Annotated in this window: 23 protein-coding genes and 1 tRNA gene; 6 read left to right on the top strand and 18 right to left on the bottom strand. The window is 73.2% G+C overall.

All coding sequences use genetic code 11. The annotated features are described in order from the left end of the window. Positions 1–296 precede the first annotated feature (296 nt). Positions 297–620, top strand: a complete 324-nt coding sequence (locus HIR71_RS12050; protein ID WP_169325312.1) for a helix-turn-helix domain-containing protein — start codon at positions 297–299, stop codon at positions 618–620. Between the two features lie 441 nt (positions 621–1061). Here HIR71_RS12050 and HIR71_RS12045 read toward each other — a convergent pair. The 12 genes from HIR71_RS12045 to HIR71_RS11995 form a co-directional block, all read right to left on the bottom strand. Then, positions 1062–1135: transfer RNA gene (locus HIR71_RS12045), tRNA-Pro, on the bottom strand. A 107-nt stretch (positions 1136–1242) separates the two neighbouring features. Next, positions 1243–2298: a hypothetical protein gene (locus HIR71_RS12040; RefSeq protein ID WP_169325311.1), complete on the bottom strand. Its 1056-nt coding sequence runs from the start codon at positions 2296–2298 to the stop codon at positions 1243–1245. Beyond that, a complete protein-coding gene (gene der, locus HIR71_RS12035) occupies positions 2295–3857 on the bottom strand; it encodes a ribosome biogenesis GTPase Der (RefSeq protein WP_169325310.1) in 1563 nt (520 codons plus the stop codon). The genes HIR71_RS12040 and der overlap by 4 nt, the downstream gene beginning before the upstream one ends. 27 nt (positions 3858–3884) lie before the next feature. Beyond that, positions 3885–4634 carry a lysophospholipid acyltransferase family protein gene (locus HIR71_RS12030; protein ID WP_311836254.1) on the bottom strand — a complete coding sequence of 250 codons (750 nt, stop codon included), beginning with the start codon at positions 4632–4634 and terminating at the stop codon, positions 3885–3887. Then, positions 4631–5353, bottom strand: coding sequence for a (d)CMP kinase (cmk, locus tag HIR71_RS12025; protein ID WP_311836253.1), 723 nt, complete (start codon positions 5351–5353; stop codon positions 4631–4633). Before cmk ends, HIR71_RS12030 begins: the two co-directional genes overlap by 4 nt. 11 nt (positions 5354–5364) lie before the next feature. Continuing rightward, positions 5365–6492: a prephenate dehydrogenase gene (locus tag HIR71_RS12020; RefSeq protein WP_169325309.1), complete on the bottom strand. Its 1128-nt coding sequence runs from the start codon at positions 6490–6492 to the stop codon at positions 5365–5367. A gap of 7 nt (positions 6493–6499) precedes the next feature. Beyond that, positions 6500–7255: a pseudouridine synthase gene (locus HIR71_RS16930; protein WP_396031577.1), complete on the bottom strand. Its 756-nt coding sequence runs from the start codon at positions 7253–7255 to the stop codon at positions 6500–6502. A 110-nt stretch (positions 7256–7365) separates the two neighbouring features. Further along, positions 7366–8082, bottom strand: coding sequence for an SMC-Scp complex subunit ScpB (gene scpB / locus HIR71_RS16925; RefSeq protein ID WP_396031574.1), 717 nt, complete (start codon positions 8080–8082; stop codon positions 7366–7368). Beyond that, positions 8079–8975 carry a segregation and condensation protein A gene (locus tag HIR71_RS12010; protein ID WP_169325308.1) on the bottom strand — a complete coding sequence of 299 codons (897 nt, stop codon included), beginning with the start codon at positions 8973–8975 and terminating at the stop codon, positions 8079–8081. Before HIR71_RS12010 ends, scpB begins: the two co-directional genes overlap by 4 nt. Continuing rightward, on the bottom strand, positions 8959–9846 hold the full coding sequence (locus HIR71_RS12005) for a ParA family protein (protein WP_169325307.1): 888 nt from the start codon (positions 9844–9846) through the stop codon (positions 8959–8961). Before HIR71_RS12005 ends, HIR71_RS12010 begins: the two co-directional genes overlap by 17 nt. A 109-nt stretch (positions 9847–9955) precedes the next feature. Then, positions 9956–10939, bottom strand: coding sequence for a site-specific tyrosine recombinase XerD (locus HIR71_RS12000; RefSeq protein ID WP_169325306.1), 984 nt, complete (start codon positions 10937–10939; stop codon positions 9956–9958). Positions 10940–10973: 34 nt separating this feature from the next. Further along, positions 10974–11891 (bottom strand): heme o synthase, encoded by a 918-nt coding sequence (locus HIR71_RS11995; RefSeq protein ID WP_169325316.1) that lies wholly within the window; start codon positions 11889–11891, stop codon positions 10974–10976. A gap of 332 nt (positions 11892–12223) precedes the next feature. Between HIR71_RS11995 and tkt the strand changes: the two genes are divergently transcribed. From tkt to opcA, 5 genes are all read left to right on the top strand, one after another. Then, a complete protein-coding gene (gene tkt, locus HIR71_RS11990) occupies positions 12224–14392 on the top strand; it encodes a transketolase (RefSeq protein WP_311836251.1) in 2169 nt (722 codons plus the stop codon). A gap of 44 nt (positions 14393–14436) precedes the next feature. Further along, entirely contained in the window at positions 14437–15600 is a 1164-nt protein-coding gene (tal, locus tag HIR71_RS11985) for a transaldolase (RefSeq protein ID WP_169325304.1), read from the top strand. Positions 15601–15710: 110 nt separating this feature from the next. Next, positions 15711–17381 carry a glucose-6-phosphate isomerase gene (locus HIR71_RS11980; RefSeq protein ID WP_169325315.1) on the top strand — a complete coding sequence of 557 codons (1671 nt, stop codon included), beginning with the start codon at positions 15711–15713 and terminating at the stop codon, positions 17379–17381. Next, positions 17378–18922, top strand: a complete 1545-nt coding sequence (zwf, locus tag HIR71_RS11975) for a glucose-6-phosphate dehydrogenase (RefSeq protein ID WP_169325303.1) — start codon at positions 17378–17380, stop codon at positions 18920–18922. The genes HIR71_RS11980 and zwf overlap by 4 nt, the downstream gene beginning before the upstream one ends. A gap of 43 nt (positions 18923–18965) precedes the next feature. Beyond that, positions 18966–19877, top strand: coding sequence for a glucose-6-phosphate dehydrogenase assembly protein OpcA (opcA, locus tag HIR71_RS11970; protein WP_169325314.1), 912 nt, complete (start codon positions 18966–18968; stop codon positions 19875–19877). A gap of 75 nt (positions 19878–19952) precedes the next feature. On the opposite strand, the gene HIR71_RS11965 is transcribed toward opcA, so the two are convergent. The 6 genes from HIR71_RS11965 to whiA form a co-directional block, all read right to left on the bottom strand. Then, positions 19953–20300, bottom strand: coding sequence for an RNA polymerase-binding protein RbpA (locus HIR71_RS11965; RefSeq protein ID WP_169325302.1), 348 nt, complete (start codon positions 20298–20300; stop codon positions 19953–19955). Positions 20301–20316: 16 nt separating this feature from the next. Continuing rightward, the gene (secG, locus tag HIR71_RS11960) at positions 20317–20562 is read right to left on the bottom strand and encodes a preprotein translocase subunit SecG (RefSeq protein WP_169325301.1); all 246 of its coding nucleotides are present in this window, start codon (positions 20560–20562) and stop codon (positions 20317–20319) included. A gap of 146 nt (positions 20563–20708) precedes the next feature. After that, positions 20709–21506, bottom strand: coding sequence for a triose-phosphate isomerase (tpiA, locus tag HIR71_RS11955; protein ID WP_169325300.1), 798 nt, complete (start codon positions 21504–21506; stop codon positions 20709–20711). Positions 21507–21546: 40 nt separating this feature from the next. Next, a complete protein-coding gene (locus tag HIR71_RS11950) occupies positions 21547–22761 on the bottom strand; it encodes a phosphoglycerate kinase (RefSeq protein ID WP_169325299.1) in 1215 nt (404 codons plus the stop codon). Positions 22762–22879: 118 nt separating this feature from the next. After that, a complete protein-coding gene (gene gap, locus HIR71_RS11945; RefSeq protein ID WP_169325298.1) occupies positions 22880–23887 on the bottom strand; it encodes a type I glyceraldehyde-3-phosphate dehydrogenase in 1008 nt (335 codons plus the stop codon). A gap of 194 nt (positions 23888–24081) precedes the next feature. Further along, positions 24082–25062 (bottom strand): DNA-binding protein WhiA, encoded by a 981-nt coding sequence (whiA, locus tag HIR71_RS11940; protein ID WP_169325297.1) that lies wholly within the window; start codon positions 25060–25062, stop codon positions 24082–24084. Positions 25063–25068 lie beyond the last annotated feature (6 nt).

The raw sequence follows: 25068 nt of genomic DNA, 5'->3' as shown, positions 1-25068 counted from the left end.
GTCATCGTGGGTCTCCACTTCGAGGGTGCTGTGAGAGGTTCACTCGAAGGGTCACGCGGTGACCGCGCCGTCGTCTACCGCGACGCGCTCACCGGGCTACCGGTACACCACTCTGGCGGACTCCACTCTGAGCGCGCGAGCAGCCGCAAGCATCGGCAGGAGGAGAGCCTTCGGCCGGATGGGCAGCGTTCTGTCAATAGGGTGCCCGGCCGGATCCGCCGCCGGCGGGAGGTTGGCACCGTTTTGTCAATGCCACCGCGCCACGCTAGAGGCACCCAAGAGCCCCGGAGGCCACGATGGACACCCCCGCCACGACGACGTTGCGTTTGATCCCTAGGCGCCGACGCCCTGACGGCACGAGCGGCTCGCCGAGCCAGACCACCCGAACCCTGAACGTCACCGTGCGACCGGACACCCGGTTGCTGCTCTCGGTCGAGGAGGCCGCCGAGCGGCTCGACATCGGCCGGACCCTGCTCTACGAGCTGATCGCCGCCGGACAGGTCCAGACGATCCATGTGGGTCGTCTCCACAAGGTCCCGGTCGACTCGCTCCGGGAGTTCGTCGATCGCCAACGGGCGTTGGCTAACGAAGCTGCGACTCGCGGGGGGGAGGCCGGGTGAGCCGCCCGGTCACGTCACCGTCACATCGGTGACGTCCACGTACGTCGTTCGGGCGCGCCACGCCACTCACCGCCACACAGGATTTCCGCACTCTCGGCGGAATCGCGTCCACGCGCCCACCGAGGCCGGCCGGGGACACGGCAAAGCGCAACACGCCGAAGGCACTGCCCGCCCGAGCGCGACGCCCGGGACCGCTCCTTGGTGCTGACATGAACTGACCGGCCCGGCATCGGTCGGTCCACCGCGCTGGAGGACTCGGGAGGCACCGCGTTCATGACCCGGATCAGGCCGTCCGCGATCCGCTCAAACCCGCGCCGGCGCGCCCCCGTCCGGCGCTGTCCGCGACGAGATGGTTCCCGAAATGGTTCCCGCCGGGCCCAAAACGCCGTCAGGGGCTTGCTAGGATAATCCCTAGCAAGCCCCTGACCTGCACAAACACTGTCGGGCTGACAGGATTTGAACCTGCGACCCCTTGACCCCCAGTCAAGTGCGCTACCAAGCTGCGCTACAGCCCGCCGGCCCACGAACGGGCCTCGCTGAGACTACCGCAGCATCCCGGGCGGAACCGAATCCCCCGTGCGCACGATCGCCGCCCACGGCCCGGGTCCGCACGCGCACCGAGCTAGCGCGCGGTGTCCGTGACCGCCAGCCGCAGCGACTCGAGCCGGTGCTGCTCGGCCGCCACCACGCCGAGGGCGAGAACGGCGACGAACAGCCCCCCGGTCGCGAGCCACGGCTCGACGTAGAACAGCGCGACCTGCGTGAGGAGCAGGTCCGCGAGCACCGCCCCACGCATCCAGCGGAACGCCCGGGCACGGTCACGCCGCAGGAGCGTGACGCCTCGCCCCGAAGCGAGCACCGTCAACGCCACGGAAACCGCCACCCCGACGGTGACCCAGACGGGCACCGTGCCGCCCCGAGCCTCATGCACCGCCAGCGTGAGCGGCGCCGCCGCGACCAGCACGACGATGAGCGCCGCCGTCGTGCGCGTGGCCCACCTCCGCGTGACGACGCCGCGCAGCATCCGCCGGAACCGGCTCCGCCCGAGCTCGATCGGGTCGGGTGCCTCCGCGTGGTCGTCGGGGATCGCCGCGAGCAAGGCCTCGATCTGGGCCGCGCCGGGCGCCTCACGGCCCCGGGCGAGCAGCTGCGTCGCGTGCTTCCTCCGGCCGGGGCTCAGCCCGCCGACCAGCCCCGCAACCGCATGGTCCGCCGCCCCGGCCAGGTACTCGGCCGGGTGGTGCCTGCGACGTCCGTGCAGCACGTCGGTCACGATCACGACGAGCATGAGCGTGACGTAGATGATCATCGGCGCCGGCTTGAAGAAGTAGTCGTTGTCGTTGGTCAGGAACTTGCCGACCTCGTCGATGAACAGCCCGAGCCCGACCCCGCCCAGGAACGCGGCGAGCGGCCGCACCACGGGTCCGGCGAACGACAGCAGGAGCACCATCGCCACCGTCATCGCGAGCCCGCCCCAGAGCACGTGCGCGACGTGGAGGGTCTTCCCGCCGATCTGCGGGAAGCCGGTGAGCTGCAGGTACCCGCGCGTCACGATCACGGTGCCCACGGCCGTCACGACCAGCCCCGTGACGTGCTCGACGGCTTGCGGGTCGCGCGGCAGCCCCCACCGCAGCAGCGCCGCGCGCCGCGCGACGTCGTCGAGGACGGGCTCGCTCACCGCCGGCGCTTCTCCCGCACCCGCACCGAGATCTCGATCGGCGTCCCCTCGAAGCCGAAGGTCTCCCGCAGCCGCCGCTCGATGTACCTGCGGTAGCCGGCCTCGAGGAACCCGCTCGCGAAGACGACGAACCGTGGCGGCCGGGCCGCGACCTGCGTCGCGAAGAGGATCCGCGGCTGCTTGCCGCCCCGCAGGGGGTGCGGGTGCGCCGCGACGAGCTCGCCCAGGAAGGCGTTGAGCCTGCCGGTCGAGATCCGCGTCTCCCACGACTCGAGCGACCGCTCGAGCGCCGGCACCAGCCGGTCCATGTGCCAGCCGGTCTTCGCCGAGACGTTCACCCGGGGCGCCCACTGGACCTGCACCAGGTCCTGCTCGATCTCGCGCTCGAGGAACGGCCGCCGGTCCTCGTCCATGAGGTCCCACTTGTTGTAGGCGATCACGAGCGCGCGCCCTGCTTCGACCACCTGCGAGATGACACGCGTGTCCTGCTCGGTCATCGTGACGCTCGCGTCGACGAGCACGACGGCGACCTCCGCCTTCTCGATCGCGGCCTGCGTGCGCAGCGAGGCGTAGAAGTCGGCCCCGCTCGTCTGGTGCACCCGCCGCCGGATGCCCGCGGTGTCGACGAACACCCACTGCCTGCCCTTGAGCTCCACGAGCTCGTCGACCGGGTCGCGGGTCGTGCCGGCGACGTCGTCGACGACGACCCGCTGGGCTCCCAGCACCTTGTTCAGCAACGAGGACTTGCCGACGTTCGGCCGCCCGACGAGCGCGACCCGCCGCGGACCCCCGTGCGGCAGCGCGGCGCCGTGCGCCGAGACCGTCGGCAGCGCCGCCATCGCCGCGTCGAGCAGGTCGCCCGTCCCGCGGCCGTGCAGGGCCGAGACGGGGTGCGGCTCGCCCAGGCCGAGGCTCCACAGCTCCGTCGCGTCGGCCTCGACGCGCGGGCCGTCCACCTTGTTGGCGCACAGGACGACGGGCTTGCCGGACCGGCGGAGCAGCTTGACCACGCGCTCGTCCGTCGACGTCGGGCCCACCGTCGCGTCGACCACGAACAGCACGGCGTCGGCCAGCGAGATCGCGACCTCGGCCTGCTCGGCGACGCGCGCCTCGATGCCCGCGACGTCGACCTCCCAGCCGCCCGTGTCGACCACCATGAACCGGCGCCCCGCCCACTCGGCGGGGTAGCTCACGCGGTCGCGCGTCACGCCGGGCTTGTCCTCGACGACGGCCTCGCGGCGGCCCAGGATGCGGTTGACGAGCGTCGACTTGCCCACGTTCGGACGCCCGACGACGGCGAGCACCGGCAGCGGGGCGCCCGCACCCTCGTCGTCGGTGTCCTCGGCGTCCCCGTCGAGGAGCGCAAGATCCTCGTCCTCAAGCTCGTACTCGGTCAGACCGGCGCGCAGCGCGCGATCCCGGGCCGCCTCGTCGATGCCCTCCCCCGCGACGTCGTCGCGTGCGAGGTCAGCCGCGCCGTCGGCCGCGCCGTCGCCCGTGGCGAGGACGGTGACCTCCGGGTCCAGCTCGTCGGGGTGCGCCTGCTCGGTTCCACTCATGGGCCCCATCCTCCCAGCCCGGACGACCTACGGAGAACCGGCCGCCGTCCGGTTCGGGTCGTCGGTCGGCAGCGCGAGGCCCGTGCGGGCTGACGACGAGGCGACCAGGCGCGACAGCGCGACGCGGATCGCCTCGTTGGCACCGTCGAGCGCGGCCCGCCCCGACGTCCCGTGCGGTCGCTCGAGGACGAGCGGGGTGCCGAACTCCACCGCGAGCCGGCGCCGGACGCCCGGGACGTGCCCGACGCCCTCGCCGGTGCGGCGCGTGCCCAGCACGGCCACGGGGACGACCGGCGCGTGGCCGTTGAGCGCGAGCCACGCGATGCCGGCGCGCGCGCCGGCGGCGTCCCCGCGCCCCCGCGTACCCTCGGGGAACACGCCGACCGCGCCTCCCCGGCGAAGCACGTCGAGCGCCGCGACGAGCGCCGTCCGGCCGCCGTCGTCGTCGACCGGGATCTGCCCCGCGCGGTGCAGCACCCAGCCCAGCGGGCCGACGAACATCGACTCCTTGACGAGGAAGTGGACCGGCCGGGGCGCCACGCCCAGCACCACGGGACCGTCCATGAGCCCGATGTGGTTGGCGGCGAGCAGGACCGGCCCCGTCGCGGGCACGTTCGCCGCACCGGTCACCTCCGTCGCCCAGACACCGCGCGCGAGGAAGCGGCCGACCCACCGGGACCACGCCGGCCCCGCCGGCGACGGAGCGGTGCTCCCCGGGCGAGGGGCTCGCGCCGCGTCGGGCACCCCGCTCGGGTCCGACGCCGGCCCGCCGCTCACACCGTCCGTCCTGCGACCTGCCCGATCACGTCGAGCACCGCCCGGACCGTCTGGTCGAGGTCGAGCTCCGACGAGTCCACGGTGACGACGCCGTCGGCCGCCACCTGGAACTCGACCACCGTCGAGTCGTCGGCGTCCCGTCGCAGCACCTCGTCGCGGGTCGCGTGGACGGCCGCGGCGTCGTCCGTGCCGTGGACGTCCCGTGCGCGGCGGGCCAGCCGGGCGTCCTCGCTCGCCGTGAGCAGCAGGCGTACGTCGGCGTCGGGCGCCACGACCGTGGTGATGTCCCGACCCTCGGCGACGATCCCCCGTCCACCGGAGAAGGAACCCGCGTCCGCCTCTGCAGCGATCGCCGCACGCTGCAGGCGCCCCAGCTCGGCCCGGACGGCCAGGTTCGTGGCGACCGCACTGACGGCCGCCGAGATCTCACTGCGACGGATCGCCTCGCCGACGTCCACCCCGCCCACGTGCACCGACGGCGAGACCGGGTCGACGCCCATGACGAGCGGCAGCGCCGCGACCTCCGCCGCGACCGCGGGCCCGGCCGTCAGAGGCACGCCCCGCTCGAGGCACCACCAGGTGGCAGCGCGGTACATCGCGCCCGTGTCGAGGTACGCGAGCCCGAGTGCCGCAGCGACCCGTCGGGACACGGTCGACTTGCCGGAGCCCGAAGGGCCGTCGATCGCGACGACGAAGGCCGTCCTGGGGGCGTTGCTCACTGTCTCCTCCATCAGCTCGCGAGCCGCCAACCACGGTCCGTGAGCGCTCGTTCCAGGACGTCCACGCGGTCGGGGAGGACCGAGATCGCGGCCATTCCCACCGGCTGCCGCGGCGCGTGCTCGAGGCGCAGGTCCTCGAGGTTCACGCCGGCGGCGCCGACGTCCGCCAGCAGTCGCGCCAGCTCGCCGGGCGCGTCCGGCACCAGCACCGTGACGACGCGGTAGTCGCGGGGGGCGCCGCCGTGCTTGCCGGGGATCCGCGCGACGCCGTGGTTGCCGCTCGTGATGGCACCGGCGATCGCGCCGAGCGCGCCGCGGGCGACACCCTCGGGTCCGAGCGCGTCGTGTGCCCGTCCGAGCGCCTCGATGACGCCGTCGAGGTCCGCCCGCAGTGCCACGAGCACGTCCCGTACCGGCCCGGCGTTGGCCGCGAGGATCGACGTCCACAGGCGCGGGTCGCTGCTCGCGATGCGCGTGACGTCACGCAGCCCCTGGCCGGCCAGTGCGAGCGCAGCGTCGGGCGCCTCGACGAGCCGCGCGGCGACGAGGCTCGCGGCCAGCTGGGGAAGGTGCGACACGACGGCGACCGCGGCGTCGTGCCCCGCGGCGTCCATGGTCACGGGGACCCCCCCCACGTCGGCCGCCAGCGAGCGGACAGCCAGCAGCGCCTCGCCCGAGGACGCCCCGGAGTCCGTGATCACCCACGGTCGACCGACGAACAGGTCCGGCACGGCGGAGGCGGGGCCCGAGGTCTCGCGTCCCGCCATCGGGTGGGAGCCGACGTACCGGGTGAGGTCCGCCCCGGCGGCGAGCACCTCGGCGAGCACGTGGTGCTTGATGCTCGCGACGTCGGTGACGACGGCCTCCGGGTTCGCCTCGAGCTCGCGGAGCACGACGTCGGCCGTCACGTCGGGCGGCGCCGCGACGACGACCAGCCGGACCGGCGCGTCGTCGGGCCGGGGCAGGCGACCGGCGCCGACGTCGCGCGCGAGCGCGAGAGCCGTGCGCGACGGGTCGTGCAGCACCACGTCGACGCCGCGCGTGCTCAGCGCGAGGCCGACGCTCGCGCCGAGCAGGCCCGTGCCGACCACCCGGACCGGGCCACGCGTCGCGACCGGTGCGGGTGCGTCGAGGCTCACGCGGCGCTCACATCCCCACCAGGCCCATCAGGCTGCCGACCTCGGCCTGGCTCAGCACGCGGGTCGTGCCCGTCCGCAGGGCACCGAGCCTGATCGGGCCGATCTGCGTGCGGACGAGGCGCGTGACGGGGTGTCCGATCTCCTCGAACATGCGGCGCACGATCCGGTTGCGCCCCTCGTGGAGCGTGACCTCGATGAGCGCGGCCTGCGGCGTCGAGTCGACGATGCGGTAGCTGTCGACCTTCGCCCGACCGTCCTCGAGCTCGATGCCGTGCAGCATCGTGTTGGCGACGTTGCCCGCGACCCGGCCCTCGACGTGCGCGAGGTACGTCTTGGGGACCTCGTACCTCGGGTGCGCGAGCCGGTTGGCGAGCTCGCCGTCGTTGGTCAGCAGCAGCAGGCCCTCGGTCTCGGCGTCGAGCCGGCCGACGTGGAACAGGCGCTCGTCGCGGTGCTGCACCAGCTGCGCGAGCGACGGCCGGCCCTCGGGGTCGTGCATCGTGGAGACGACGCCGAGCGGCTTGTTGAGCGCGATCGTCACCAACGAGGTGTCGAGCTGGATCCGCAGCCCGTCGACGTGCACGACGGCGCTCGCCGGGTCCACACGGACGCCCAGCTCGCGCACCACGACGCCGTCCACGCTCACGCGCCCGGACGCGATCAGGTCCTCGCAGGCCCGCCGGGACCCGAGGCCGGCGGTCGCCAGCACCTTCTGCAGCCGTACGCCACCCTCGACGTGCACGTCGCGCGTCTGGTCGACCACGGGCCGATGGGGACGCCCGAGGCTCGGCCGGGCGGGACCGCCCGCTCGTCCTGCCGTTCGGCCCGCTCCTCGCTGCCCGCGCTCGGGGCGCGGGGCGCCACGTCGTGTGCTCACGTCTGCTGCTCTCCTGCTGCGTCGTCCACGCCGTCGAAGGCGTCGAGGTCCGGAAGGTACGGGGCCAGGGGCGGCATCTCGTCGAGCGACCCGAGCCCCATCCGTTCCAGGAAGTATCCCGTGGTCCCGTACAGCACGGCACCGCTCGACGGGTCGGTGCCGACCTCGGCCACCAGCCCCCGCGAGGTCAGCGTGCGCACGACACCGTCGACGTTGACGCCGCGCACCGCGGAGACCTGGCCGCGGGTGACCGGCTGTCGGTAGGCGATCACGGCGAGGGTCTCGAGCGCGGCCTGCGTGAGCCGCGCCGTCTGGCCGTCGAGCACGAACCGGCCCACGACGTCGGCGTACGCCGGCGCCGAGTAGATGCGCCAGCCGTCACCGGCGCGCCGCAGGTCGAACCCGCGAGGGCGACCCCCTCGGGCCCCTCGGTACTCGGCCGCCAGCTCCTCGAGGAGGCCCAGGACGTTCTCGGTGGGGAGCGCCAGGACCGAGGCGAGCTGGACCACGGGGATCGGCTCGTCCGCGACCATGAGCACCGCCTCGAGCGCCGAGAGAGCACCGCCCGGGAGGTCCGCGACGTCGAACGCGAGCTCGCCCACGTCGGCGGGCTGCGCCGCGGAGGCGTTCGGAACCCCGGCGTCGTCCGGCACCGCTCCGACGTCGGGCGTCGGCACGGGGTCCGACGACGCAGCCACCTCGGTCTCGCTCACGCCTGCTCCTCCACCTGCTGGTCCCCCGCTGTCGTCGCCTCGGCGTCGTCGTCGAAGTCGTCGGAGACCACCACGTCTCCCGCGTCCGACCCCGTCCACCGTACGGTGAGCTCGCCGAGCGGAGTCACCTGGTCGAAGCCCACGGCGCCCTCACGGAACAGCTCGAGGAGCGCCAGGAACCGGACGACCACGACCAGGGGCGACCCGGCGTCGGCCACGAGCGTGCGGAACGAGCTGGCACCGCCGTGGCGCAGGCGGTCGACGAGGACGGCCGCCTGCTCGCGCACGGTGACCATGGGCGCGTGCAGGTGGCTGAGGTCGACCCCCGGCGGTGCAGCGCGCGGGGCCAGCGCCTTGGCCGCGAGGGCAGCCAGCTCGTCGGGGCCGACCTGCCACACCAGCTCGGGCAGCAGGGCCGCGAGCTGCGGTTCGAGCGAGACCGTGCGCGGGAACCGGCGTCCCTCCGAGGCGAGCCGGTCGGCGATCGCCGTGGCGACCTGCTTGTACGCGCGGTACTGGAGGAGGCGCGCGAACAGCAGGTCGCGGGCCTCGAGCAGCTCGAGGTCCTCCGCGTCCTCGACGTCGCCGGCGGGGAGCAGGCGCGCGGCCTTGAGGTCGAGGAGCGTCGCTGCCACGACCAGGAACTCGCTCGCCTGGCCGAGGTCCCACGAGGCGCCGCCCGCGGTGTCGGCCGCGCGCAGATAGGCGATGAACTCGTCGGTCACCTGCGCGAGCGCGACCTCGGTGATGTCGAGCTTGTGCCTCGAGATCAGCCCGAGCAGCAGGTCGAAGGGCCCCGAGAAGTTGGTGAGGTGGACCTCGAACCCCGTGGTCCCCGCCGGCCCCGCCTGTGGCAGCGCGCTCTCGGGCGGAGCCTCAGGCTGCGTCGCCACGGGCGACGAGCTCTCGCGCAAGCTGGCGGTACGCCGCCGCACCGGAGTGCGTCGGCGCGTACGTGGTGATGGGCTCGGCCGCGATCGACGAGTCGGGGAACTTCACGGTCCGCCCGATCACGGTGTGCAGCAGCGTGTCCCCGAACGCCTCGTGGACGCGGGTGATGACCTCGCGCGAGTGCAGGGTGCGGGGGTCGTACATCGTGGCGAGGATGCCGTCGACCTCGAGGCGCGGGTTGAGGCGGTCCCGGACCTTCTCGATCGTCTCGACCAGCAGCGCGACCCCGCGCAGCGCGAAGAACTCGCAGGCGAGCGGGATCATGACGCCGTGCGCCGCCGTGAGGGCGTTGACCGTGAGCAGCCCGAGCGACGGCTGGCAGTCGACGAGGATCACGTCGTAGTCGTCGACGACCGGGCGCAGCACGCGGCTGAGCACCGACTCCCGCGCGACCTCGCCCACGAGCTGCACCTCGGCCGCGGACAGGTCGATGTTCGCGGGCAGGAGGTCGAGGTTCTCGACGCGCGTCTTGCACAGCACGTCGGTCACGGACGCCGAACGCTCCATGAGCAGGTTGTAGACCGTGACGTCGAGCTCATGCGGGCTGACGCCGAGACCGACGGAGGCAGCGCCCTGGGGGTCGAAGTCGACGACGAGCACCTTGCGGCCGTACTCCGCCAGCGCGGCGCCCAGGTTGATCGTGGTGGTCGTCTTGCCGACTCCGCCCTTCTGGTTGCACATCGCGATGATGCGCCCGGGTCCGTGCGAGGTGAGCGGAGCGGGGACCGGGAAGTCCGGGATCGAGCGGCCGACCGGGTCCTGCGAGCCGACGCCCGACGTGCTGGACGGTTCGGTGGGGGCCTGGCTGCTCACGCCGTCAACCTACCGCAGGGCCGATCGCGAACCTGGCAGGAAACCCCGACCGTCGACGCGCCGGGCACTCGCCGGAACCTCCCCCGCGGCCGCCGCCACCACCGTCCCGTTAGCCCAGCGCGCGCGGGTGCGACGCCGCGTAGACCTCGCGGAGCGTGTCGGGCGTGACGAGCGTGTAGACCTGCGTGGTCGTGACCGACGCGTGGCCCAGGAGCTCCTGCACCACGCGGACGTCGGCGCCGCCGGCCAGGAGGTGCGTCGCGAACGAGTGCCGCAGCGTGTGCGGCGAGATGTGCTCGGCACCGGGGAGCTGCGCCCGCTCGGCGGCGGCGCGCAGGACGGACCACGCGCTCTGCCTGCTGAGCCGCGCACCGCGCAGGTTGAGGAAGAGCGCCGGCGTGCCGAGACCGCTCGCGGCGAGCGCGGGCCGGGCGCGGACCAGGTACGCGTCGACGGCTGCGACCGCGTACGAGCCCATCGGGACGACCCGCTCCTTGCGCCCCTTGCCGAGGAGCCGGACCGACGCGTGCCCCGGCGTGAGGTCCAGGTCGTCGACGTCGAGCCCCACGGCCTCGGAGATGCGGGCGCCGGTCGAGTACACGAGCTCGAGCAGCGCCCGGTCGCGCAGCGGTCCGGCTCCGTCACCGGCCCCGGCCGCCTCGAGCAGGCGCTCGACGTCGGCCGTCGAGATGGCCTTCGGCAGCCGCTTGGGCTGGGCCGGAGGTCGGACGGCGCTCGCGGCGTCGGCCCCGACGAGACCCTCCAGCGCGCAGAACCGGTGCCAGCCCCGGACGGCGGCCACAGCGCGCGCCGCCGACGACGCCGAGAGCGCGGCGCCGCCGTCGGACCCCGTGCGCAGGGCCGTGACGAAGTCCTCGACGTCCTCCGGGGTGATCTGCGCCGGCGTGCCGCGTCCCTGTGCGGCGAGGTGGCCGACATACCGCTCGAGGTCGCGCCGGTAGGCGGCCAGGGTGTTCGGTGACAGCCCGCGCTCCACGGTGAGGTGCGCGAGGTACCCCTGGACGACGCCGGCGAGCGCGTCCTGCCCGGCGGGCGCCGGTGCGGCGGGCGCCGGTGCGGCGGGCTGCGTCATCGGGTCGCGGTCGCGGTCGCGGGCTGTCGGCGGCTCAGACCGGCAGGAACGGGTCGACCGCGACGGCGAGGAACAGCAGCGTGAGGTACGTGATCGACAGGTGGAACAGCCGCATCTCGCGCAGCTTGGGCCCGCTCGGGTCCGTCGCACGCCGGTAGAGCGCGATGCACGCGGCCAGGAACCAGCCACCCAGCCCCAGCGCCGCGACCGTGTAGACCCAGGTCATGTCGGCCAGCGGGACCAGTGCGAGCGAGGAGGCCACCATGGCGACCGAGTAGCCGATCACCTCGGTCGCGACCTTCTTGTCACCCGCCACGACGGGCAGCATCGGCACCCCGGCGGCGGCGTAGTCCCGACGGAACTTCATCGACAGCGGCCAGTAGTGCGGCGGCGTCCAGAAGAAGATCACCCCGAACAGCGCGAGCGGGGCCCAGCCGAGCGAGCCGGTCACCGCGGACCAGCCGATCAGGACCGGCATGCACCCCGCGATGCCGCCCCACACGATGTTCTGCGGCGTCCGGCGCTTGAGGATCATCGTGTAGCCGACGACGTAGATCAGGATCGCCGCGGCCGTCAATACCGAGGAGACCGGGTTCACGACCGCCCACAGCCAGAGCAGCGAGACGACGCCGAGGACGAGCCCGAACACCAGCGCCGCCCGCGGCGTGACCTCGCCCGTCACGAGCGGACGCCGCTTGGTCCGGTTCATCACCTTGTCGATGTCCCGGTCGAGGTAGCAGTTGAGGACGTTCGCCGACCCGGCGGCGAGCGTGCCACCGACCAGGGTCGCGAGCACGAGGCCGAGCGCCGGGAACCCGCGGTCCGCGAGGATCATCGTCGGCAGCGTCGTCACCAGCAGGAGCTCGATGATGCGGGGCTTGGTCAGGGCGACGTACGCACCGACGCGGTCGCGGACCCGCGCCGCCACCGACGCCGGGGCGGCGGACGCCAGGCCCGCGACAGGGGCGGAGGCGGCGGAGGTCTCGTCGAGCGGGACCTGGCTCGTGGTGCGCACGCGCAAGGGCCTTCCGTTTCTTCAGGAGCTGAGCCGGTTCTTCACGAGTGAGCCGGGGCGGCGGGGCGTTCTCGGCCATGGTACGGCCCATGCGGTGCCCGGGGTGTCCACCCTGCGGGGCCGGACTGCCCGTGGCCGCCCGGGTCGGTAGTCTCGAACCAACGACCGCTCCCCGGCGCCGGTACCTCGCCACGGCGTCGCACCGCCCCGGGAGCTCGATCCTGGCGATGTCCGTCGGCCACCGCGCCCCGGACGGAGATGAGGCCCCTGTGAACGTGTCCGCACCGATCGACCAGCACGTCCGGTGGTCCGAGCTCGACCGCAAGGCCGTCGACACCGTGCGGGTGCTCGCGGCGGACGCGGTCGAGAAGGTCGGGAACGGTCACCCGGGCACGGCGATCAGCCTTGCCCCCGTCGCCTACCACCTGTACCAGGACCGGATGCGGCTCGACCCCGCGGACCCGCACTGGTTGGGCCGCGACCGGTTCGTGCTCTCCGCCGGCCACTCGAGCCTCACGCAGTACATCCAGCTGTACCTGGCGGGGTACGGGCTCGAGCTCGACGACCTCCAGGCGCTCCGGACCTGGGGCTCGAAGACGCCCGGCCACCCCGAGTTCCGGCACACGGACGGGGTCGAGATCACGACGGGGCCGCTGGGCCAGGGCATCGCGAGCTCCGTCGGCATGGCGATGGCTGCGCGGCGTGAGCGCGGGCTGTTCGACCCGGACGCGGCGCCGGGCACGAGCCCCTTCGACCACCAGATCTACGTGATCGCGTCCGACGGCGACCTCCAGGAGGGCGTCTCGAGCGAGGCGTCCTCGATCGCCGGCACCCAGGAGCTCGGCAACCTCACGGTGATCTGGGACGACAACCACATCTCGATCGAGGGCGACACCGACATCGCGTTCACCGAGGACGTCGTCGCCCGGTACGCGGCCTACGGCTGGCACGTGCAGCTCGTGGACTGGACGCGCGGCGAGGACGGGTACGTCGAGGACGTCGACGCGCTGGCCGCCGCCCTGGACGCCGCGGCCGCCCAGACCCGTCGCCCGTCGATCATCGGCCTCCGCACGATCATCGCGTGGCCCTCTCCGACGAAGCAGAACACCCACGGTGCCCACGGCTCGAAGCTCGGCGCCGACGAGGTCCGTGCCCTCAAGGAGGTGCTCGGCTTCGACCCCGGGGCGACGTTCGACGTCGACCCCGAGGTGCTGGCCCACACCCGGAAGGTGGGCGAGCGCGGCGCCGCTGCCCGCAAGGAGTGGGAGAAGTCCTTCGACGCGTGGCGCACCGCCAACCCCGACCGTGCCGCGCTGCTCGACCGGATGCAGGCGGGCAAGCTCCCCGACGGCTGGGCCGACGGGCTGCCGGTGTTCCCCGGCGGCAAGGCCGTCGCGACGCGGTCGGCCTCGGGCGAGACGCTCTCGGCGCTCGGGCCCGTGCTCCCCGAGCTGTGGGGCGGGTCGGCCGACCTCGCCGGGTCCAACAACACGACGATGAAGGGCGAGGCGTCCTTCCTCCCCGCGCACCGTTCCACGGCGGAGTTCGCGGGCGACGAGTACGGCCGCACGCTGCACTTCGGCATCCGTGAGCACGCGATGGGGGCCATCCTGTCCGGCATCGTGCTGCACGGCCCCACGCGGCCGTACGGCGGGACGTTCTTCACGTTCAGCGACTACATGCGGCCCGCGGTCCGGCTCGCCGCCCTCATGGGCATCCCGGTCACCTACGTCTGGACCCACGACTCGATCGGCCTCGGCGAGGACGGCCCGACGCACCAGCCCGTCGAGCACCTCGCAGCGGTCCGGGCGATCCCGGGCCTCGCGGTCGTCCGCCCGGCCGACGCGAACGAGACCGTCCAGGCGTGGAAGTCGATCCTCGAGCGGAACGAGGGGCCCGTCGGCCTCGTGCTCACTCGCCAGAACGTGCCCACGTTCCCCCGCGGCGAGGACGGGTTCGCGTCGGCCGACGGGCTCGACCGCGGCGCGTACGTCCTGCTGGAGGCGTCGGCAGGCAGGCCCGAGGTGATCCTCATCGGGACCGGCTCGGAGGTGCAGCTCGCCGTCGCCGCGCGCGAGACGCTCGAGGCCGAGGGCGTGCCGACCCGCGTGGTCTCGATGCCGAGCCACGAGTGGTTCGCCGAGCAGGACGACGCGTACCGCGAGCAGGTGCTTCCGGCCGCGGTGCGCGCCCGGGTCTCCGTCGAGGCCGGGATCGCGCTGTCGTGGCACAAGATCGTCGGCGACGCCGGCCGGTCGGTGTCGCTCGAGCACTACGGGGCGTCGGCCGCCTTCGAGACGATCTTCGAGGAGTTCGGGATCACCGCCGAGGCGGTCGTCACCGCGGCCCGCGAGTCGATCGCAGCCGCCCGCGGCGACGACGCGCCGTCGAGCAGCCCGTCGGCGCCGACGCAGAGCCGGTCCGGCGACCAGCTCTGATCTCACGCGCGCCGATCAGCACCCCACACGAGGAGGAGGACGTCATGACCGAGACCCACACCGGCACGACGAGCAGGACCCCGCTGGACGCGCTCACCGAGGCAGGCGTCGCCATCTGGCTCGACGACCTGTCGCGCGAGCGGTTGCGCACCGGCAACCTGGCGGAGCTCGCCCGCACGCGCCGGGTCGTCGGGGTCACCACGAACCCGACCATCTTCGCGAGCGCGCTCTCCCAGGGTGACGCCTACGACGCTCAGCTCGCGGAGCTCGCCGCGCAGGGCGTGAGCACCGACGACGCCGTCACCGTCATCACCACCGACGACGTCCGCGCGGCCGCCGACGTCCTCGTTCCCGTCGTCGAGGCGACGGGCGGGCTCGACGGTCGGGTCTCGATCGAGGTCGACCCGCGCCTCGCGCGCGACACCGACGGCACGATCGAGCAGGCCCGCGCGCTGTGGGCCCGGGTCGACCGGCCGAACGTGTTCGTGAAGATCCCGGCCACGCGCGAGGGGCTGCCCGCGATCTCCCAGGCGCTCGCGGACGGCATCAGCGTCAACATCACGCTCATCTTCTCGCTCCAGCGGTACCGGGAGGTGCTCGACGCCTTCCTGTCCGGGCTCGAGCGCGCGCACGCCGCCGGGCGCGACCTCGCGCCGATCAGCTCGGTCGCGTCCTTCTTCGTCTCGCGCGTCGACGCCGCCGTCGACGCGAAGCTCGACGCCCTCGGCAGCCCCGAGGCCGCTGCGCTCCGCGGCAAGGCCGCGATCGCGAACGCGCGGCTCGCCTACGGCGTCTACGAGGAGGTCATGGCGACCGAGCGCTGGCAGCGCCTCGCCGCCCTCGGGGCCCGCCCGCAACGGCCGCTCTGGGCGTCGACGGGCGTCAAGGACAAGGCCTATCCCGACACCCGGTACGTCGACGAGCTCGTCGTCCGCGGCGTCGTCAACACGATGCCCGAGTCGACCCTCGAGGCGGTCGCCGACCACGGGAGCATCCACGGTGACACCGTGACCGGCACCCAGCAGGAGGCCGCGCAGGTCCTCGACGGGCTGGCCCAGGTCGGCATCGACATCGACGACGTGACCGAGGCGCTCGAGGACGAGGGCCTCGTGAAGTTCGAGAAGAGCTGGCAGGAGCTCCTGACGACCGTGTCCGACGGGCTCGCCCGGGCGGCGCAGGCCGACAACGTCGAGGAGGCCGGTCGGTGAGCGCGGACGACGGCAGGATCACGCAGAGCGAGCCGGACGGGGCCGGCGCCGCCGCGCCGGGTGGTGGCAGCGGATGGGTCCTCGCCTGGGCGGGTGACGGAGACGAGGCCCTGCTCGAGGTGACGGCCGCCGGCGCGGCCGCCGCCGCCGTGGCCGCGCACGTCTCGACGCTGGTCGAGGACTCGGTCGCGTCGCGGATCGCCGCCAAGGACGCGTCGCTGTGGGGACCGGACGCGGAGGCGGAGGCGGCGATCCGGCTCGGCTGGACCGAGCTCCACACGACGACGCGTGCGCTCCTCCCCGAGCTCGAGGCACTGCGCGCAGCGCTCGACGCCGAGGGGGTCGACCGCGTGGTGCTCGCGGGCATGGGGGGCTCGTCGCTCGCGCCCGAGGTGATCACCCAGACCGCGGGCGTCCCGCTCGTGGTGCTGGACTCGACCCACCCGGACCAGGTCCGGTCTGCGCTCGAGGGTGACCTCGCCCGGACGGTGCTCGTCGTGTCGAGCAAGTCCGGGGGCACGGTCGAGACCGACTCTCAGCGCCGCGCCTTCGAGGCGGCGTTCACCGCGGCCGGCCTCGACGCGACGCGGCACATCGTCGTCGTGACCGATCCCGGGTCGCCCCTCGAGCAGACGGCACGCGACGCCGGCTACCGCGCCGTCTTCCTCGCCGACCCGGACGTCGGGGGGCGGTTCTCCGCCCTCTCGGCGTTCGGCGTCGTGCCGTCGGCGCTCGCCGGCGCGGACGTCGGGCAGCTGCTCGACGAGGCCGCCGCGGTCGCGGACCTGCTCACCGAGGACGCGGAGTCCAACCCGGCGCTCGTGCTGGGGGCAGCGCTCGCGGGCACGTCGCCCCTGCGTGACAAGCTCGTGTTCGTCGACGAGGGCTCCGGGATCGTCGGGCTCGGCGACTGGGCCGAGCAGCTCGTCGCGGAGTCCACGGGCAAGTCGGGTCTCGGCCTCCTGCCGGTCGTCACGTCCAGCCCCGCCGGTGCGCCGCCCGAGCTGGACTCCCCCGCCGCCGACGTGCTCGCGGTCCGTCTGGTCGCCCTCGGTGACGAGGCGGTCGACGCGGAGGCCGACCTCGCCCGGACCGACGACGACGTCGCGGCGCCGGGCGACGAGGTGACCGTCGCCGGCTCGCTCGGCGCCCAGCTGCTGCTCTGGGAGTACGCGACCGCCGTCGCGGGGCGGCTGCTCGGGATCAACCCGTTCGACCAGCCCGACGTCGAGAGCGCCAAGACCGCGGCGCGCGGTCTGCTCGACGCGACGCCCGAGCCCGAGGCGCCCGCGTTCGTCGACGGCAGCGTCGAGGTGCGGGTCACGCCCGGGCTCCTGGACGGGTCGGCCGCCGGCTCGGAATCCCTCGAGCACGCGCTCGGTGCCCTCCTCGAGGCGATACCCGCCGACGGCTACCTCGCCGTCATGGCCTACCTCGACCGCGAGGCGCACGCGGACCTCGCGGCGGTCCGGGACGCGCTCGCGGCGCGCACCGGACGACCGGTCACGTTCGGCTGGGGGCCGCGGTTCCTGCACTCGACGGGCCAGCTGCACAAGGGCGGTGCGCACGTCGGTGCGTATCTCCAGCTGACCGACGAGCCGCGCGAGGACCTGGACGTCCCGGGTCGCCCGTTCACGTTCGGTCGGCTGCTGTCGGCGCAGGCCGCCGGTGACGCGGCGGTGCTCGCCGACCACGGCCGCCCGGTGCTGCGGCTCCAGCTCCGGGGCGCGGCTGCGCTGGCACGGGTCACCGAGGTGCTCGGCACCAGGCAGGGCGCATGAGCGTCCAGCGGGTCGCGGCCGGCGACAACCCGCTGCGCGATCCCCGGGACCGCCGGCTGCCGCGGATCGCCGGGCCCTGCGGGCTCGTGATCTTCGGCGTCACCGGCGACCTGGCGCGCAAGAAGCTCCTCCCGGCGGTCTACGACCTCACCAACCGCGGGCTGCTGCCGCCGGGGTTCGCGCTGACCGGCTTCGCGCGGCGCGACTGGGCGTCGCAGGACTTCGCCGAGATCGTGCACGACGCCGTCAAGCAGCACGCGCGGACACCGTTCCGGGAGGACACCTGGCGTCAGATGGCCGAGGGCATCCGGTTCGTCCAGGGCGAGTTCGACGACGACGCGGCCTTCGACCGGCTGAGCACGACCGTGCGCGAGCTCGACGCCGAGCGTGGCACCGGAGGAAACCACGCGTTCTACCTCTCGGTCCCGCCCGGCGCGTTCCCGGTCGTGTGCCGACAGCTCGCCCGGTCCGGGCTCTCCCAGCCCCGGCAGGGGTCGTGGCGACGCGTCGTCATCGAGAAGCCGTTCGGTCACAACCTGCGCAGCGCCCAGGAGCTCGACGAGGTCGTCTCGGAGGTCTTCGCACCCGACGACGTGTTCCGCATCGACCACTATCTCGGCAAGGAGACGGTGCAGAACCTGCTCGTCCTGAGGTTCGCGAACCAGCTGTTCGAGCCGATCTGGAACGCGCACTACGTCGACCACGTGCAGATCACCATGGCCGAGGACATCGGCATCGGCGGTCGGGCCGGCTACTACGACGGGATCGGCGCGGCGCGTGACGTCATCCAGAACCACCTGATCCAGCTGCTCGCGCTCACCGCGATGGAGGAGCCGGTCACCTTCAACCCCCGGGACCTGCGCGCGGAGAAGATCAAGGTGCTCTCGGCGGTCCGGCTCCCCCGCGAGCTGGGCAAGCACACGGCCCGCGGCCAGTACGCGGCGGGCTGGCAGGGCGGCGAGAAGGTCGTCGGGTACCTCGAGGAGAAGGGCATCCCGGCGTCGTCGACCACCGAGACGTACGCCGCGGTCCGGGTGGACGTCGACACGCGACGGTGGGCGGGGGTGCCGTTCTACCTCCGCACCGGCAAGCGGCTCGGTCACCGCGTGACCGAGATCGCGATCGTCTTCAAGCGCGCACCGCACCTGCCGTTCGAGTCGACAGCAACGGAGGAGCTGGGCAGCAACGCGCTCGTCATCCGGGTCCAGCCCGACGAGGGCGTGACGCTGCGGTTCGGCGCGAAGGTGCCCGGGACCCAGATGGAGGTGCGGGACGTCACCATGGACTTCGGGTACGGCCACTCGTTCACCGAGTCGTCGCCCGAGGCCTACGAGCGACTGATCCTCGACGTGCTGCTCGGCGACCCGCCGCTCTTCCCGAGCCGCGAGGAGGTCGAGCTCTCCTGGCGGATCCTCGACCCGATCGAGGAGTACTGGGAGTCGAAGGGCGGCGCTCCCGAGCCGTACGGCTCGGGTACCTGGGGCCCGCGGTCCGCGGCCGAGATGCTCGCGCGTGACGGCCGTACATGGCGGGTCCCGTGAGCCGCGCGCGCAGCACTGGCCGCACCGACAGAAGGGCGTCGTCGTGATCATCGACATGCCGGGCACCACCACGAACGACGTCAACAAGCGCCTCGTGAAGCTCCGCGACGAGGGCGGCGCCGTCGCGCTCGGCCGTGTCCTCACGCTGGTGATCGACGTGGGCACGTCCGACGTCGAGGAGGCCGTCGCCGCCGCCAACGACGCGAGCCGTGAGCACCCGTGCCGCGTCATCGTCCTCGCAGAGGGCGGCGGGACCGAGGACGGGCTCGACGCCGAGATCCGGGTCGGGGGCGACGCCGGTGCGAGCGAGGTCGTCGTGCTGCGGCCGTCGGGCGCGCTGCGGCTGCACGGCGACACGCTCGTCATCCCGCTGCTGCTGCCGGACGCGCCGATCGTCGCCTGGTGGCCGTACGACGCCCCGGAGAACCCCGCCGAGCACCCGGTCGGGCGGATGGCGCAGCGCCGCATCACCGACTCGACCGAGTGCAGCAACCCGCTCGACACCCTCGAACGGCTGTCGACCGCGTACCAGCCGGGCGACACGGACCTTGCCTGGACGCGGATCACGCTGTGGCGCGGGCTGCTCGCGGCGGCCCTGGACCAGCCTCCCTACGAGAGCGTGACACGAGCCCTCGTGGCCGGCGAGAGCACCCACCCCTCGGTCGACCTCCTCGCGGCCTGGCTCGCGCAGCAGCTGCGCTGCCCTGTGGAGATCGAGCGCCAGCCCGACGCCCCGGCGATCACGCAGGTCCGCCTCGAGCGTCGGTCGGGCGAGATCGTCCTCGACCGCCCGGACGGCAAGACCGCCGCCCTGCGGCAGCCCGGCCAGCCGGAGCACCGCATCGCGCTGCCGATCCGGCAGCTGCGCGAGTGCCTCGCGGAGGAGCTGCGACGGCTCGACGCCGACGAGGTCTACGCGGACGTGCTCACGAAGGGGATGGCGCGGCTGCCGTGACCGCGCGGCTGCCGTGACCGCGCGGCTGCCGCGATCCTGCGCGGGCCGGGCGGTCGGCTGACCGGCCCGGGCCGGTCAGCCGCCGCGACGCGCCCGGAGCGCGGCGAGCGCCTCGTCGAGGATGGCCTCGCCGTCCTCGTCCGAACGCCGCTCCTTCACGTAGGCGAGGTGCGTCTTGTACGGCTCGTTCTTGACCGGCGCCGGGGGGTTCTCCTGGTCCTGGCCGGCCGGGAAGCCGCAACGCGGGCAGTCCCAGGTCACGGGTGCCTGAAGACCGGCCTCCTCGGCGAAGCTGGGTCGCGTCTCGTGCCCATTGGCGCACCAGTACGAGATCCAGATGCGCGGTGCGCTGTCGCCGCGCTCCGCCTCGCCCATGGGGCCGGCGCCCACGCGCGACCCGCGGATCGCACTCCCACTCGCCACTGTCGACCCTCCGTTGTCAGTTGCTCACGCGCTGGACGAGGCCCAGCAGCACGATGACGATCGCCCAGAGCACCGCGACGATGATCGTCAGCCGGTTGAGGTTGCGCTCGGCCACCCCGGAGCTGCCGATGCTGCTCGACACGCCACCGCCGAACATGTCCGAGAGCCCGCCGCCCTTGCCCTTGTGAAGGAGGACCAGGGGGATCAGGAGAGCGCTGGTCAGGACCAGCAGCACCTGGAGGGAGATACGCAGGACGTCCACGGGGTGGGTCGCTTCCTCACGGTCGGGGCGGTCGGGGCGGGCGGCACCGGGGGGCGCCGGGTCAAGGGTAGGTGACGAGCGGGCGATCGTGCGAACATCCCCCGCGCGCGGCGAGGCGGGCCGCTCCCCCGCGGTGGGCGGCCGGGTCAGAGACCGACCGCGTGCGACTGGTACCGCACGATCGCCGCGAACTCGTCGACGTCGAGGCTCGCGCCGCCCACGAGGGCGCCGTCCACGTCGGGCTGCGCCATGATCGACGCGACGTTGCCCGACTTCACCGACCCGCCGTAGAGCACGCGCACCGCTGCGGCGACGGAGGGCGAGAACAGCTCGCCCAGCCGCGTCCGGATGGCCGCACAGACCTCCTGGGCGTCCTCGGGGGTCGCGACCTCGCCGGTGCCGATGGCCCACACGGGCTCGTAGGCCACGACGACCTTCGACGCCTGGTCCTCGGTGAGCCCGGCGAGCGATCCGTCGAGCTGCGTGAGGGTGTAGGCGACGTGCTCGCCGGCCCTGCGCACGTCGAGCCCCTCGCCGACGCACACGATCGGCACGAGACCCTGTCCGAAGGCGGAGCCGGCCTTGGCGGCGACCACGGCGTCGTCCTCGTGGTGGTACTGACGACGCTCGGAGTGGCCGACCACCACGTAGGTCACGCCGAGCTTCGCGAGGAAGACCGGCGAGATCTCGCCGGTGTACGCGCCGCTCGTGTGGGCCGACACGTCCTGGGCGCCGTAGACGAGCTCGAGCTTGTCGGCGTCCACGAGGGTCTGCACGCTGCGCAGGTCGGTGAACGGCGGCAGGACGGCGACCTCGACCGACGTGAACTCGTGCCTCGCGTCCTTGAGCGTCCACGCGAGCTTCTGCACGAGGTGCGTGGCCTGGTGGTGGTCGAGGTTCATCTTCCAGTTCCCGGCCATGAGCGGGGTGCGGGTGGTCGCCACGGGGGCTCCTTCGTTCGTTCGGGGAGGGACGGGACGGCGCTCAGTCGCGCGCGCGGCCCGAGCTGAGGACGGCGACGCCGGGCAGGGTCTTGCCCTCGAGGAACTCGAGGCTCGCGCCACCGCCCGTGGAGATGTGCCCGAACGCCGCCTCGTCGAAGTCGAGAAGGCGCACGGCCGCGGCCGAGTCGCCGCCGCCGACGATCGAGAACGCGCCCTGCGCCCCGGCGTCGACGAGCGCCTGCGCGACCGCGCGCGTGCCGGCGGCGAACGCCGGGAACTCGAACACGCCCATGGGCCCGTTCCACACGATGGTCCTGGCGTCGAGGAGCTTGCTCCGGAACAGCTCGGCCGACTCGGGACCGATGTCGAGCCCGATCCGCCCCGCCGGGATCGAGTCGGCCGCGACGACGTCGTGCGGCGAGTCGGCGGCGAACGAGTCGGCCACGACGATGTCGGTCGGCAGGACGATCTCCACGCCCTTGGCCTGCGCGGCGGCGAGGTAGCCCTTGACCGTCTCGACCTGGTCCTCCTCGAGGAGGGACTTCCCGACGGGATGGCCCTGCGCCGCGAGGAAGGTGAACACCATGCCACCGCCGATGAGCAGGCGGTCGGCCTTGCCGAGGAGGTTGGAGATCACCCCGAGCTTGTCGGAGACCTTGGAGCCGCCGAGCACGACGGCGTACGGCCGCTCCGGCTTCTCGGTCGCCCGGCGCAGCGCCTCCACCTCGGACAGCACCAGGCCCCCGACGGCGCTCGGCAGCTTCTTGGCGATGTCGTACACCGAGGCCTGCTTGCGGTGCACGACGCCGAAGCCGTCGGACACGTACGCGTCCGCGAGCTGGGCGAGGTCGTCCGCGAGCGACGACCGCTCGGCGTCGACCTTCGACGTCTCGCGCGGGTCGAACCGGATGTTCTCGAGGAGCGCGACCTCGCCGTCCGTGAGCCCGGCGACGGTCTCGCGAGCCGACGTCCCCACGACGTCCTCGGCCAGCCGGACCGGCGTCCCCAGGAGCTCGCCGAGCCGCGCCGCGACGGGGGCGAGCGAGTACTTGCCCTCCGGGGCCCCCTTCGGGCGCCCGAGGTGCGCGATCACGACCACCCGGGCGCCGGCGTCGACCAGGCGACGGATCGTCGGCACCGCGGCGCGCACGCGACCGTCGTCCGTGATGGTGGTGCCGTCCAGCGGGACGTTGAGGTCGGACCGGACGAGCACGCGCTTGCCGCGCAGGTCCCCGAGGTCGTCGATGGTCTTCATGCTGCGCTCCAGGGGTCGGGTGTCGGGCGGGGCGGCACGCGACAGCGTCCGCGTGCTCCGGCGACCGGGAGGTCGCGCGGCGCACGCGGACGCATGTCTACGCCGGTGCGACGACTCGTCAGAGCCGCTCGCCGACGTACGTGGTGAGCTTGACGAGGCTGTTCGAGTAGCCCCACTCGTTGTCGTACCAGGCGACGACCTTGACCTGGTCGCCGATCACCTTGGTGAGGCCCGAGTCGAAGATGCTCGACGCCGGGTCCGTGACGATGTCGGAGGAGACGATCGGGTCGTCCGTGTACGTGAGGATGCCCTTGAGCCCCTCGGACTCCGAGGCCGCACGGACGATCTCGTTGATCTCCTCGACGGTCGTCTCGCGGGACGCCGTGAACGTGAGGTCGGTCGCCGAGCCGGTGGGCAGCGGCACGCGCATCGCGTAGCCGTCGAGCTTGCCCTTGAGCTGAGGGAGCACGAGCGAGACCGCCTTGGCCGCACCGGTCGAGGTGGGGACCATGTTGACGGCGGCGGCGCGGGCGCGGCGCAGGTCCTTGTGGGGACCGTCCTGGAGGTTCTGGTCGGCGGTGTACGCGTGGATCGTCGTCATGAGCCCCCGGACGATCCCCACGGACTCGTCGAGCACCTTGGCGAGCGGCGCGAGACAGTTCGTCGTGCAGGACGCGTTCGAGATGATGTGGTGCGCCGCGGCGTCGTACTCGGTGTGGTTCACCCCGACGACGAACGTGGCGTCCTCGTTCTTGGCCGGGGCCGAGATGATGACCTTCTTGGCGCCGGCGTCGATGTGGGCCTTCGCCTTCGACGCGTCCGTGAAGATGCCGGTGGACTCGATGACGATGTCCGCGCCGAGCTCGCCCCACGGCAGCGCGGACGGGTCCCTCTCCTCGAGCACCTTGAACGTGTGGTTGCCGGCGGTGATCGAGTCCTCGCTGTAGGTCACCTCGCGGTCGAGGCGGCCCAGGATCGAGTCGTACTTCAGCAGGTGTGCCAGCGTCTTGTTGTCCGTCAGGTCGTTGACCGCGACGATCTCGATGTCGGCACCCGACGCGAGAACGGCCCGGTAGAAGTTACGCCCGATGCGGCCGAAGCCGTTGATACCGACGCGGATGGTCACGTTGCCTCCTCAGCGCCGGCTCTCTCCGGCGCACACAGTTGCCATGGCATTCGATCACGCACGCCGCTGTGCGTCTCCGGCGGTGCCCTGGCGCGTCGTCGACCCGCTCAGGACTGCCGGATGGTTCGAGCCTATACCCCGCTCGGAGGGGTCGCAGGGGACGTTCGTCATGCGGGAAGGCCCCTGGCGACGCGCTAGAGGTCGAGCAGATCGGGGCTCAGCCCGGCCTCCGTGTCGGGGATGCCGAGCTCGGTGGCGCGCTTGTCGGCGGTGGCGAGCAGCCGCCGGATCCGGCCCGCGACGGCATCCTTCGTGAGCACCGGGTCGGCCAGCTTGCCGAGCTCCTCGAGCGACGCCTGCTTGTGCGCGAGCCGGAGCTCGCCCGCGACGCGCAGGTGCTCGGGGAGGTCCGGCCCGAGGATCTCGAACGCGCGTTCGACGCGCGCCCCCGCAGCCACCGCGGCGCGCGCGGACCGCCGCAGGTTCGCGTCGTCGAAGTTGGCGAGCCGGTTCGCCGTACCGCGCACCTCGCGACGCAGGCGGCGCTCCTCCCAGACCATCATCGCGTCGTGCGCGCCGAGGCGCGTGAGCATGGCGCTGATCGCGTCACCGTCGCGGATCACCACGCGATCGACCCCGCGCACCTCCCGGGCCTTCGCCGTGATCGAGAGCCGCCGCGCGGCGCCCACCAGCGCGAGGGCCGCCTCAGGTCCCGGACAGGTGATCTCGAGCGACGACGCACGGCCCGGCTCGGTGAGCGAGCCGTGCGCGAGGAACGCTCCGCGCCACGCCGCCTCCGCCTCGCCGACCCCGCCCGAGACGACCTGGGGCGGCAACCCGCGCACCGGCCTGCCGCGGTTGTCGAGCAGGCCCGTCTGACGAGCGAGCGACTCGCCGTCCTTGACGACGCGGACGACGTACCGGCTGCTGCGCCGGATCCCGCCGGCCGACACGACGATGACCTCGCTCTGGTGCCCGTACACCTCCGCGATGGCCTGGCGCAGCCGTCGCGCTGCGATCCCTGTGTCGAGCTCGGCCTCGATGACGATGCGTCCCGAGATGATGTGCAGCCCGCCCGCGAACCTCAGGGTCGCCGCGACCTCGGCCTTGCGGCACGAGGTCTTGTCGACATGGAGCCGAGCCAGCTCGTCCTTCACCTGTGCCGTCAACGCCATGGCGTC

The sequence above is a fragment of the Cellulomonas fimi genome (genome assembly GCF_012952065.1).
GTDB lineage: Bacteria > Actinomycetota > Actinomycetes > Actinomycetales > Cellulomonadaceae > Pengzhenrongella > Pengzhenrongella fimi_A.
Note: the sequence above shows the minus strand (reverse complement) of the source record. Positions and strands in the feature narration are given on the sequence as shown.